Source organism: Agromyces atrinae (genome assembly GCF_013407835.1).
GTDB lineage: Bacteria > Actinomycetota > Actinomycetes > Actinomycetales > Microbacteriaceae > Agromyces > Agromyces atrinae.
This window is the reverse complement of sequence record NZ_JACCBI010000001.1, coordinates 311,679-323,561: the sequence shown is the minus strand read 5'-3', so window position 1 is coordinate 323,561 and position 11,883 is coordinate 311,679. Positions and strand designations below refer to the sequence as shown.

The window sequence follows — 11,883 nt, the reverse complement described above, 5'->3', positions numbered from 1 at the left end:
TCACGCCTGCTGCACTGTCCAGATCTGCAACATGCGGTAAAGCATCACGGCGACCGAGAGCGCGGCGACGCCCAGGACGACGGTCGACCAGCGCGTGCGCTCGAGGAGCGCCCAGAATGCGGCCGCGGGCGGGATGAGAGCCGCGGCGATGAGGTACGCCCAGAACTCGGGGAGGAACCCCGTCGGCTCGTTGCCGACGGTCGGGGCGATGATCGCGACGACGATCTGGGCGATGAGGAGCACTTCGACGATGACGAGCGAGCCCATCGAGACGTCATTCGGCGACTTGCCGCCGAGGCCGAGTCCGAGGCACAGGAGCCCCGCGACCACCGCGATGGCGACCTGCACGTAGGTGAACCACTCGATCACGATGCGGGTCCCTCCTGCGGGAAGCCGGTGACGACCTTCAGCGTGTCTTTCCGCGTCTCGAGAATCGCGATGAGTTCGCCCGCGGGGTCGATCGCCGCGAGGATGCCGCCGGCGATGTCGTCGGGGCGGGCGATGCGCTTGCCGTGACCGATGTCGCGAGCGTCGTCGGCCGAGACCGAGAGCGTGTCGAGGGTGAGGTCGGCGGCCGCGGCGGGGTGCAGGAGCGCGGCGGCGACGTCGAGATCGTCGAGCGTCGACGCGTCGGCGACGTCGAACGCGCCGATTCGCGAGCGTCGGAGGGCGGTGAGGTGACCGCCGACCCCGAGTCCCGCCCCGAGGTCGCGAGCGAGCGCCCTGATGTACGTGCCCGTCGTGCATTCGACGCGCACGTCGAGGTCGATGTGCGCACCCTCGCGACGCTGGTCGAGCACGTCGAAGGCCGAGACGGTCACGCGCCGAGACGAGAGCGTCACCTCTTCGCCCTCGCGGGCGAGCGCATACGCACGCTTGCCGTTGACCTTGATGGCACTCACCGTGCTCGGGACCTGTTCGATCTCCCCCGTCAGCGCTCCGATGCCGGAGGCGATGGCGTCATCGGACACGGCGTCGATCGCGGCGATCGTGGCGGTCTCGGTGATCTCGCCCTCCGCGTCATCCGTCGTCGTCGCGCTGCCGAGTCGGATCGTCGCGGTGTACTCCTTGTCGAGACCGACGATGTAGTGCAGGAGCCGGGTGGCCGAGCCGAGGCCGAGCACGAGGAGGCCCGTCGCCATGGGGTCGAGGGTGCCGGCGTGACCGACCTTGCGTGTGCCGGCCGCTCGTCGCACGCGCGCGACGACGTCGTGACTCGTGAGTCCGCCGGGCTTGTCGATGAGGAGGATGCCGCGGGTCACGTCGATCAGGCTATCAGCGGCTCAGGGAGCAGGCCCCCCGTGGCGACGGCCGTACGCTCGTCGTATGAGGATCGCGATCATCGGCGCCGGAGCGCTCGGGGGCACCTTCGCGGCGCTGCTCTCCCGCGACGGCCACGACGTCACGGTGACCGCGCGAGGTGCTGGGCTCGAGGCGATCCGCGATCGAGGACTCCGTCTCACGGGCGGCTACGGCGACGTGACCGCCGTCGTCGACGCGCGGACGACGCTCGCCGAGACCCCCGACCTCGCGCTCGTCTGCACGAAGGCTCACGACGCTCGCGATGCGATCGCGGCGAATGCGGCGCATCTCGACGGCATCCCCGTCGTCGTCGTGCAGAACGGCCTCGCGGGCGTCGAGGCCGCCGAGGAACTCCTGCCCGGCTCCGAGTGCTTCGGCGCCCTCTCGATCATCGCCGCGAACTACACCGAGCCCGGTCTCGTGCGCGTGACGACGACCGCCGCGACCTATCTCGGGCGCGGTGAGGGCGACGTCGACGACGCGACACGGGCCCTCGCCGAGGTTCTGGGTCGCGCCGTGCCCGTCGTGCCGATCGCGAACTTCCGCGGCGCGCAGTGGACGAAGCTCGTCGTCAACATGCTGAACGCGCTGCCCGCCGCGACGGGACTGACCGTGCAGGAGACGATCGCCGATCCGCGCACGCGACGCATCCTCACGGCGCTCATGCGCGAGACCGTCCGCGTGGGCATCGCCCGCGGCATCCGTTTCGGGTCGATCCAGGGCCTGAGCGACGGTCGCCTCCGCTTCTTCGCCGCGCTTCCCCTCGCCCTCGGTCAGCTGCTCCCCCGCTCGATGGGGGTGCGGATGGGCGCCGTGCCGAACCTCGGGTCGACGCTGCAGAGCATCACGCGCGGCCAGGCGACCGAGGTCGACTTCCTGAACGGCGCGGTCGTCGGCGAAGCCGCGCGCGCGGGTGTCGAGGCCCCCGTGAACGCTGCGCTCACGGCGCTCGTGCACGAGGTCGAGACGTCCGGCCGCTTCCACTCGATCGATGCCGTCGTCGCCGCCGTCGGCGCCCTCGGACGACGTCAGCAGTAGTCGACGAAGAGTCGGAGCGGCTGCAGGGGATCGCTGTCGTCGATGACGATTCCCGCCGCGCGACGCGGTGACGCCTCACGCTCGTAGATCGCGTGACCGCCCGCGTGTCGTTCGCGGGCCGCGTCCGACTCGTCGCTCTCCGCGAGGAGCACCTCGGGACGCACGTCGAGCCGCGCCGCCGCGTTCCACAGGCCGCGGAGTTCGGGGCGGAGGAGGAAGACGCCGTCGACGAGCAGCACCGTGTCGGGCGCCGCGGGTCCCGCCGCACTCCCGCCGATGCCGTCGGTCGGGGCGGTGCCGTCGGTCGGGGCGGTGCCGATCGACGTCACGAACGCGTCGCCGAGCCGGAACGGTTCGACGAGTTCGGCTCGGAGCCGCTCCTCGTCGAACGAATCGCGGTAGTAGCCGATCGCGGAGTCCTCACCCCGCGCGTAGCGTTCGGCCGGCGGCCGGTGGAAGCCCTCGTGGCTCGCGCGCACGACGGGCCGGCCGGACGAGGCGATGACGATCGCGAGCTCGTCGGCGAAACGGGTCGTCCGGCGGGCGTCGATGCCGTCGATCGCGACCGCGACCCGGCCCCGCGGGTGGTGCTGCAGGAGCTCGTCGGCGACGGCGAGCAGGAGATCGGATCGGGCGGTCATGCATCGAGCCTACGGCGACGTACCCTGGAGCGGATGTCCCGAGAATCCCCGATCGCACCGGTGCTGAACCGCTGGTTCGCCGAGAACGCCCGCGACCTGCCGTGGCGCGATCCCGACTACGGCGCGTGGGGCATCCTCGTGAGCGAGTTCATGCTGCAGCAGACTCCCGTCGTCCGCGTCATCCCCGCGATCACCGCGTGGCTCGACCGCTGGCCGACTCCCGCCGACCTCGCCCGCGTGCCGCCCGCCGAGGCCGTGCGGGCGTGGGACCGGCTCGGCTATCCGCGCCGCGCGCTCTGGCTGCATCAGGCGGCCGTCGAGATCGTGGAGCGCCACGGTGGGGTCGTCCCGAGCGATGTCGACGACCTTCTCGCCCTCCAGGGAGTCGGCGACTACACGGCGCGCGCCGTCTCGGCGTTCGCCTACGGGCATCGGCACCCCGTCGTCGACACGAACACGCGACGCGTGATCGCACGCGCGGTCGCCGGGCAGGCGGAGCCCGCTCCCCCGGCCAAGCGCGACCTCGCCGACATGGACGAGCTCCTCCCGACGGATGACGCGGAGGCGCGCGTGTTCAACGCCGCCATCATGGAGCTCGGCGCCGTCGTCTGCACGGCGCGAGCGCCCCGATGCGACGACTGCCCGCTGCGCGAGTCGTGCGCATGGCGTGCCGCCGGATACCCCGCCTACGACGGGCCGCGCAAGGCCGTGCAGAAGAAGTTCGAGGGCTCCGACCGGCAGGTGCGCGGGCTCATCATGCGCGAACTGCGCGCGGCCCACGGACCGGTGACGATCACCGAGATCACCTCGCTCTGGGCGGATGACGCGCAACGCGAACGAGCACTCTGCGGCCTCATCGCGGATGGTCTCGCCGTCGGCGACCGGGAAAGCGGATTCACACTCCCGTCCTGACGATCGATAGCGTGGAGCGGTGATCCGTCTCCTCTTCGTCGCCGTGCTCGGAGCGCTTCTCGCGTCGCTCACCGCTGCTCTTCTCTCCGGTGACGACGGCTGGACGTCGATGATCCTGCCGTGCGCCATCGCGCTCAGCGTCCTGCTTCCGGTCGTGCTGATCGCGAAGACGATGAGCGGACTCCGGCTCACTCGCTCACCGGACCCCTCGGCGCTCGCGCGCGCCGAGGCGGAAGGCCGCCTGGCGCTCGCGCGCATCCTCCGCATCCGGCGCACGGGCACCGAGATCAACGATCAGCCCGTCTGCGACATCGACCTCGTCGTCGCGCCGTCGAGCGGCGCGGCGTTCGAGGTACGGGTGCGACGGATCGTCGACATCCTCGAGATCCCGCGTCTCCAGCCGGGCAACGTCGTCGTCGTGGCGCTCGACGGTCAGGCGCCCTCGAACGTGGCGCTCGTCCTCGACCCGCCTCCCGCCTGGGCGGAGCGCGCTCGCGAGGACGACGACATCCGTCGGGTGAGCCCGTCGTCGGTGTTCGAGGCGCCCGCGGCACGGAGCAGCATCCGCCGCATCCCCGCACCGTTCTACGCCGTCGCACTCGCGCTCGGCGTCATCCTCGCCCTCATCCCCGCCTACCCGACGATCGCCGCGCTCATCGCCGGCGAGACGACCCTCGATGACGTGCGCTACGAGAGCTCGTACGAGGGGCGGTCCGAGCGGGAGCAGTCCGAGCGGCTCGCCGAGGAGGCCGCGGCGAACATGTTCGCGGGCGACAACGCGCAGAAGGCCCTCGACGTTCTCGCCGCCGAGATCGGCGGCACGCAGGTCGACTCGCTCACATTCTGGGGCACGCGTCTCTCGGCGACGGCGCCGTCGGCACCGGGCGCGACCACCTACGACGACATCTCGCTCGATCGCGGCGAGGTCACGAACCGCACGGCGACGTCGATCCAGCCCGACCCGGCGGATGTCGCCGGGAAGCTCTTCGACCTGAGCGCACTCGACCCGTCGATGATGCCGGGCCTCATCGCGCAGGCGAAGGAGCTCACGGGCCTTGAGGGCGATCCGCTCAGCGAGCAGTGGGTCTACGTGTCCGTGCGATACGTCGCCGGCACCGACACGCGCGTGCCCATGTTCTGGATCCCCATCGACGACGACTACTACGACGGCGACGTCTACTTCACGTTCGACGGAGCGGTCGTCTCGATGGACGGCGGAGCGCCCGGGTCGGCCGCCTTCGAGGCGAGCGAGTAGGCGGCTGCGGAGAACGAGAAGGCGCTGCGCGGATCGCGCAGCGCCTTCGTCACGGTCGACCGATCGAGGTCAGGACCGCTCGTCGCCGTCCTCGTCGTCATCCTCGATCTCTCGCGGCTTGACGTACGGGTCGGCCTCGCCCGCGTACTGGGCGCCGCTCGCGAGCTGCGCCGTCTGGGCGTCGTGCTCTCGAGCTTGCTTGAGGAGCTCCTCCATGTGGGCGCTCGTGTCGGGGAGCGCGTCGAGGATGAACTCGAGCGTCGGGGTCAGGCGGGTGTTGATGTTCCGACCCACCTCGGTGCGGAGCATGCCCGTCGCAGCCTTGAGAGCTGCGGCGGAGTCGTCACGCTCCTCATCGGTCCCGTAGACCGTGTAGAAGATGCTCGCGTGCTGCAGGTCGCCCGTCACACGGACTTCGGTCAGGGTCACGAACCCGAGACGCGGATCGCGGATGCCCTTCTCGAGGCGCTTCGCGACGACCTCTTTGATGCGATCGGCGAGCTTCCTCGCGCGTGCCGGATCAGCCATGTCTTTTCCTCACTCACCTTCGATGGGACGGGTACGGGGCCCTCGCCTGAGCGAGGGCCCCGTGACCGGATTATGCGCGGGGCTTCTCCCGCATCTCGATCGTCTCGATCTCGTCGCCGACCTGGATGTCGTTGAACTTGCCGAGACCGATACCGGCCTCGAAGTCCGTACGCACCTCGGTGACGTCGTCCTTGAATCGACGGAGCGACTCGATGGCGAGGTTGTCGCCGACGACGACGCCATCGCGGATGACGCGCGCCTTGGCGTTGCGCGTGATCGTTCCCGACCGCACGATGACACCGGCGATGTTGCCGAACTTGGAGGAGCGGAACACCTCGCGGATCTCGGCGACACCCGACTGGACCTCTTCGTACTCGGGCTTGAGCATGCCCTTGAGTGCGTTCTCGATGTCGTCGATCGCGTTGTAGATGACCGAGTAGAAGCGGACATCCACACCCTCGCGGGCGGCACGCTCGCGCGCCTTGACGTCGGGCCGCACGTTGAAGCCGATGACGATGGCGTTGTCGATCGTCGCCAGGTCGATGTCGGACTCGGTGATGGCACCCACACCGCGGTGCAGGATGCGCAGCTGGACCGAGTCGTCGACCTCGATCTTCATGAGCGACTCCTCGAGAGCCTCGACGGCACCCGACACGTCACCCTTGATGATGAGGTTGAGCGCCTCGACCTTGCCCTCTTCGAGCGCACGAGTGAAGTCCTCGAGCGAGATGCGCTTGCGAGCCTTGGCGAGCAGAGCGTTGCGCTCGGCCGCTTCACGCTTCTCGGCGATCTGACGGGCGGTGCGGTCCTCCTCGGTGACGAGGAAGGTGTCACCAGCGCGAGGCACCGACGAGAGACCCTGGACCTGCACGGGGCGCGACGGGGTCGCAGCGAGCACGGGGTCGCCGTTCTCGTCGGCCATCGCACGGACACGTCCGTAGGCGGTTCCGGCGACGATCGCGTCTCCGACGCGCAGCGTTCCCGACTGGATGAGCACGGTGGCGACTGCACCACGGCCCTTGTCGAGCTTCGCTTCGATCGCGACACCGCGGGCGTCCTTGTTCGGGTTCGCACGCAGGTCGAGACCGGCGTCGGCCGTGAGGAGCACGGCGTCCAGGAGGTTCTGGATTCCGATGTTCTCGCGAGCCGAGACGTCGATGAACATGACGTCTCCGCCGTACTCTTCGGCGACGAGCCCGAACTCGGTGAGCTGCTGACGGACCTTGGCCGGGTTGGCGTCGGGCTTGTCGACCTTGTTGACCGCGACGACGATCGGCACGTTGGCCGACTGCGCGTGGTTCAAGGCCTCGATCGTCTGCGGCATGATGCCGTCATCCGCCGCGACCACGAGGATCGCGATGTCGGTGACCTGCGCACCACGAGCACGCATGGCCGTGAAGGCCTCGTGACCCGGGGTGTCGATGAAGGTGATCGCGCGCTCGATGCCCTCGTGCTCGGTGTGCACCTGGTAGGCACCGATGTGCTGGGTGATGCCACCCGCTTCACCGGCGACGACGTTCGCATTGCGGATCGCGTCGAGGAGTCGCGTCTTACCGTGGTCGACGTGTCCCATGACCGTGACCACGGGAGGACGCTGCTCGAGGTCTTCGTCGGTCTCGTCCTCGAGCTCCTGGTCGAGGTCGATGTCGAAGCCCTCGAGGAGCTCGCGGTCCTCGTCCTCCGGAGAGACGACCTGGATCTTGTAGCCGAGCTCTTCGCCGAGCACCTGGAAGGTGGCCTCGTCGAGGGACTCGGTCGCGGTCGCCATCTCACCGAGGTGGAAGAGCACCGTGACGAGCGAGCCGGGGTTCGCGTCGATCTTGTCGGCGAAGTCGGAGATCGACGATCCACGACGCAGACGGATGACGGTGTTGCCGTCTCCGCGGGGAACGCTCACGCCGCCGAGCGACGGGGCCTCCCGCATCTCGAACTCTTGACGCTTCGTACGCTTCGACTTGCGCGCCTTCGACTTGCCGCCACCGCGACCGAACGCACCAGCGGTTCCACCGCCGGGGCCACGGCCACGACCGCCGCCGCCCGCGGGACGCGGACCGCCGAAGCCACCGGCTCCGGGAGCACCGCCGCCGGGGCGCTGGAAGCCACCGCCGCCGCCACCGGGACGTGCGCCACCGGCACCGCCGGGACGCTGGAAGCCACCGCCGGCTCCACCGGGACGCGGAGCACCCGGACGGGGCGCGCCCGGACGGGGTGCGCCGGGGCGGGGAGCCGCGGGGCGCGGGATGTTGCCGGGGCTCGGGCGCTGGCCCATGCCCTGGGCGCTCGCGAACGGGTTGTTGCCGGGACGGGGCTGAGCGGGCCGCTGACCCATGCCCTGCGAGCTCGCGAAGGGGTTGTTGCCGGGTCGCGGGGCGCCCGGACGGGGTGCGCCGGGGCGCGGGATCGACGAGTCGCCGGGCTTCGCCTCGGCGGACGCGGCCTCAGCTGCGGGCGCGGGCGCCTCGGCTGCGGGCTCGGCGGGCTTCGCCGCGGCAGCCTTCTCTGCGGCCTTCTGCTCGGCAGCGGCCTTCTCGGCTGCGGCCTGGCGCTCGGCGACGCTGAGCGGTGCAGCCGGTCGAGGCGCATCGTCGGCGGCGGGAGCGGCCGGAGCTGCGGGCGCCGCGGGCGCGGGCGCAGCAGGGGTCGGACGCTGGGGTGCGGGCTTGGCCGCAGCGGGCTTCGCCGGGGCGGCGGGAGCCGCGGGCGCGGCAGCGGCGTTCGTCGCGGCGCCGGCCGCTTCGAGCGCGGCCTTCAGACGGCGCGCGACGGGCGGTTCGATGCTCGACGACGGGCCCTTGACGTATTCGCCCATTTCTTTGAGCTTCTCGAGCGCGACCTTGCTGTCGACGCCGAGCTCATTCGCGATCTCGTGTACGCGTGGTTTGGCAGCCACAATTCTCCTGTTCCGGGTCTGCACCCGGACAGGGCAGACCATTAATAGCGGACGGGACTCATTTCGAGCCACTCATTAGTCGTCACTCATTAGTGATCACTGTGCCGTTCAGCCTGTTCTCTACATGGGTGGCTTCCAGCTCACCGGTTACGCGAAGTGCACGCCCGAAAGCGCGCCTGCGAACCGCGAGTTGAAAGCACTCGAGCGTCGGATGCAGCCACGCGCCGCGCCCGGGCAATGTCGCAGAAGGATCTGCGATCAACTGGGATTCCCGGGTGACGACCCTCAAGAGCGAGGATCGCGGGGCGCGCGAACGGCATCCGATGCACGTTCTGACAGCTTCCATCGTACACCTCCACCGCTCGAAGCTCGACGACTCCCGCTGCGGCCGGCCGCAGCGGGAGGGCGTGTCGTGGGCTCAGCCCTCGAGGATCGAGTCGGGCTGGATGTCGATCTTCGCGCCCGTGAGCTTCGCGGCGAGGCGGGCGTTCTGGCCCTCCTTGCCGATCGCGAGCGAGAGCTGGTAGTCGGGCACGAGGGCCCGGACGGCCTTGATCGACTCGTCGATGACGAACGCGCTCGTCACCTTCGCGGGCGACAGGGCGCTCGCGACGAAGGTCGACAGGTCGTCGGAGTAGTCGACGATGTCGATCTTCTCCGCGCCGAGCTCGGCGGTGACAGAGCGCACGCGCTGGCCGAGTTCGCCGATGCACGCACCCTTGGCGTTGATGCCGGGCTGCGTCGCACGCACGGCGATCTTCGTGCGGTGGCCGGCCTCGCGGGCGAGCGACACGATCTCGACGGCTCCCGAAGCGATCTCGGGCACCTCGAGTGCGAAGAGCTTGCGGACGAGCGAGGGGTGCGTGCGCGACACGGTGATCGACGGGCCCTTGAGGCCCTTCGAGACGCTCGTCACATAGACACGGATGCGGGCTCCGTGCGGGTAGTCCTCACCGGGCACCTGCTCCTCGGGAGGCAGGATCGCCTCGACGGTGCCGAGGTCGATGTGCACCATGCGCGGGTTCGGGCCCTGCTGGATGACGCCGGCGACGATGTCGCCCTCGCGCCCGCGGAACTCGCCGAGCACCGCGTCATCCGCGATGTCGCGCAGTCGCTGGTTGATGACCTGCTTCGCCGCGAAGGCGGCGATGCGGCCGAAGTCGCTCGGGCTGTCCTCGGCTTCGCCGATGACGTTGCCCTCGTCGTCGAGCTCGGGCACGTAGACCGACACGTGGCCGGTCTTCCGGTCGAGGTGCACGCGGGCGTTGTCGGGGTTCGCGCTTCCGTGCGAATCGGGGTGGGTGTGCTTGAGGTAAGCGGTCAGGATGGCCTGCTCGATGATCCGCACCAACTCGTCGAAGGGGATTTCCTTCTCGCGTTCCATCAGTCGCAACACGCCGAGGTCGATATCCACAGCCGGCCTCCTCTATTCAGATCTCGCCGTCGCGGGAATGCGCAACGGACCACCCGCCTACGTTACCCGATGCCGCGCCCTCCGTCATCCGCGCGGAGGGCGCTCGAACCTCTGAATCTGCTCAACGCAGAGCGGAGAGCACCTCGTCGATGGCGACCGGCGTGCGTTCGCCCGTCGCGCGATCCCAGACCTCGACGACGCCGTCGGCGACGCCGCGACCGGCGATGACGATCTTCGGCACGCCGATGAGTTCGGCGTCACCGAACTTCACTCCGGGCGAGACCTTCGGGCGGTCGTCGAAGAGCACCTCGAGCCCGTTCGACTCGAGCGTCGCGACGATCGACTCGGCGGCCTCGAAGACGGCCGCGTCCCGGCCCGTCGCGACGACGTGGACGTCGAACGGTGCGACCGAGGCCGGCCAGATGAGGCCCTTGTCGTCGTTGCCGAGCTCGGCGATGATCGCGAGAATGCGCGTCACACCGATGCCGTACGACCCCATCGTGACGGTGACGAGCTTGCCGTTCTCGTCGAGCACCTTGAGCCCGAGGGCCTCGGCGTACTTGCGGCCGAGCTGGAAGACGTGACCGATCTCCATGCCGCGAGCGAGTTCGACCGGGCCCGATCCGTCGGGAGCGGGGTCTCCGGCGCGCACCTCGGCGGCCTCGATCGTGCCGTCGGCGGTGAAGTCACGACCGGCGACGAGGCCGAAGACGTGCTTCTGGTCGACGTTCGCTCCCGTGATCCACTCGGTGCCGTCGACGATGCGGGGGTCGACGAGGTAACGGATGCCGGTCGCGGACTCCTCACCGAGCACGGCGCCGGTCGGCGACCAGGGGCCGATGTAGCCCTTCACGAGCGAGGGGTGCGCGAGGAAGTCGGCCTCCGTCGCCGCCTCGACGTCGGCGGGCGCGACGGCGACTTCGACGCGCTTGAGGTCGACGTCACGGTCGCCGGGCAGGCCCACGATGACGAGCTCGCGGCGACCGTCGGGGTGCACGAGCGCGAGCACGACGTTCTTCAGCGTGTCGGCCGCCGTCCACTCCCGGTCGGGGCGGGGGTGGTTCGCGTTGGCGAGATCGACGAGTGTCGCGATCGTCGGTGTGTTCGGCGAGTCGAAGACGGATGCCTCGGGCAGGCCGTCGAACGGGATTGCCTCGGGCACGATCGTCGTGAACGCCTCGACGTTGGCGGCGTAGCCGCCGGCCGAGCGCACGAAGGTGTCTTCGCCGACGGGAGTGGGGTGCAGGAACTCCTCGCTCTTGGAGCCGCCCATGGCGCCGGCGTCGGCCTTCACGATGACGTACTCGAGACCGAGACGCGTGAAGATGCGCTCGTAGGCGTCGCGCTGCGCCCGGTAGGACGCGTCGAGACCGGCATCCGTGTAGTCGAAGGAGTAGGCGTCCTTCATCGTGAACTCGCGGCCGCGCAGGAGGCCCGCGCGGGGGCGCGCCTCGTCGCGGTACTTGTCCTGGATCTGGTAGATCGAGAGGGGCAGGTCTTTGTACGACGAGTACAGGTCCTTCACGAGGAGGGTGAAGACCTCTTCGTGGGTGGGCGCGAGCAGGTAGTCGGCACCCTTGCGGTCCTGCAGGCGGAAAAGCGCGTCGCCGTACTCCTCCCACCGGCCGGTGACCTCGTAGGGCTCGCGCGGCAGGAGTGCGGGGAAGTGCACCTCGTGGGCCCCTGCGCGCTCCATCTCGTCGCGGACGATCTTCTCGATCTTCGCCTTCACCCGCAGGCCGAGCGGCAGCCAGGCGAAGACGCCCGGGGCCTGGCGGCGGATGTAGCCCGCGCGCACGAGGAGCCGGTGGCTCGCGACCTCGGCGTCGGAGGGGTCTTCGCGGAGAGTCCGCAGGAAGTAGTTCGAGAGGCGTGTAGGCACCCGCACAGTTTACGGGGAGCT

General features: G+C 69.8%; 11 protein-coding genes. 3 read left to right on the top strand and 8 right to left on the bottom strand.

The annotated features are described in order from the left end of the window. Entirely contained in the window at positions 1-369 is a 369-nt protein-coding gene (locus BJ972_RS01535; RefSeq protein WP_129174784.1) for a hypothetical protein, read from the bottom strand. Next, on the bottom strand, positions 366-1,262 hold the full coding sequence (gene truB / locus BJ972_RS01530) for a tRNA pseudouridine(55) synthase TruB (RefSeq protein ID WP_129174782.1): 897 nt from the start codon (positions 1,260-1,262) through the stop codon (positions 366-368). The genes BJ972_RS01535 and truB overlap by 4 nt, the downstream gene beginning before the upstream one ends. A 64-nt stretch (positions 1,263-1,326) precedes the next feature. Between truB and BJ972_RS01525 the strand changes: the two genes are divergently transcribed. After that, positions 1,327-2,340 carry a ketopantoate reductase family protein gene (locus BJ972_RS01525; protein ID WP_129174780.1) on the top strand — a complete coding sequence of 338 codons (1,014 nt, stop codon included), beginning with the start codon at positions 1,327-1,329 and terminating at the stop codon, positions 2,338-2,340. Here BJ972_RS01525 and BJ972_RS01520 read toward each other — a convergent pair. After that, a complete protein-coding gene (locus tag BJ972_RS01520) occupies positions 2,331-2,981 on the bottom strand; it encodes a nucleoside/nucleotide kinase family protein (protein WP_129174778.1) in 651 nt (216 codons plus the stop codon). The two genes, BJ972_RS01525 and BJ972_RS01520, sit on opposite strands and share 10 nt — an antisense overlap. A gap of 33 nt (positions 2,982-3,014) precedes the next feature. Here BJ972_RS01520 and BJ972_RS01515 point away from each other — a divergent pair, with 33 nt between their 5' ends. Both BJ972_RS01515 and BJ972_RS01510 read left to right on the top strand, forming a co-directional pair. After that, positions 3,015-3,893: an iron-sulfur binding domain-containing protein gene (locus BJ972_RS01515; protein ID WP_129174776.1), complete on the top strand. Its 879-nt coding sequence runs from the start codon at positions 3,015-3,017 to the stop codon at positions 3,891-3,893. A gap of 19 nt (positions 3,894-3,912) precedes the next feature. After that, positions 3,913-5,148, top strand: coding sequence for a hypothetical protein (locus BJ972_RS01510; RefSeq protein ID WP_129174774.1), 1,236 nt, complete (start codon positions 3,913-3,915; stop codon positions 5,146-5,148). A 69-nt stretch (positions 5,149-5,217) separates the two neighbouring features. Here the strand turns inward: BJ972_RS01510 and rbfA are convergent, their stop codons facing one another. The 5 genes from rbfA to BJ972_RS01485 form a co-directional block, all read right to left on the bottom strand. After that, positions 5,218-5,676 (bottom strand): 30S ribosome-binding factor RbfA, encoded by a 459-nt coding sequence (rbfA, locus tag BJ972_RS01505; RefSeq protein WP_129174772.1) that lies wholly within the window; start codon positions 5,674-5,676, stop codon positions 5,218-5,220. A gap of 70 nt (positions 5,677-5,746) precedes the next feature. Next, positions 5,747-8,608 carry a translation initiation factor IF-2 gene (gene infB, locus BJ972_RS01500; RefSeq protein ID WP_179419908.1) on the bottom strand — a complete coding sequence of 954 codons (2,862 nt, stop codon included), beginning with the start codon at positions 8,606-8,608 and terminating at the stop codon, positions 5,747-5,749. Between the two features lie 40 nt (positions 8,609-8,648). Further along, a complete protein-coding gene (locus tag BJ972_RS01495; RefSeq protein ID WP_129176727.1) occupies positions 8,649-8,912 on the bottom strand; it encodes a YlxR family protein in 264 nt (87 codons plus the stop codon). 72 nt (positions 8,913-8,984) lie between these two features. Next, a complete protein-coding gene (gene nusA / locus BJ972_RS01490; RefSeq protein WP_129176725.1) occupies positions 8,985-9,980 on the bottom strand; it encodes a transcription termination factor NusA in 996 nt (331 codons plus the stop codon). Between the two features lie 121 nt (positions 9,981-10,101). Further along, positions 10,102-11,862, bottom strand: coding sequence for a proline--tRNA ligase (locus tag BJ972_RS01485; RefSeq protein WP_129176723.1), 1,761 nt, complete (start codon positions 11,860-11,862; stop codon positions 10,102-10,104). Positions 11,863-11,883: the final 21 nt, after the last annotated feature.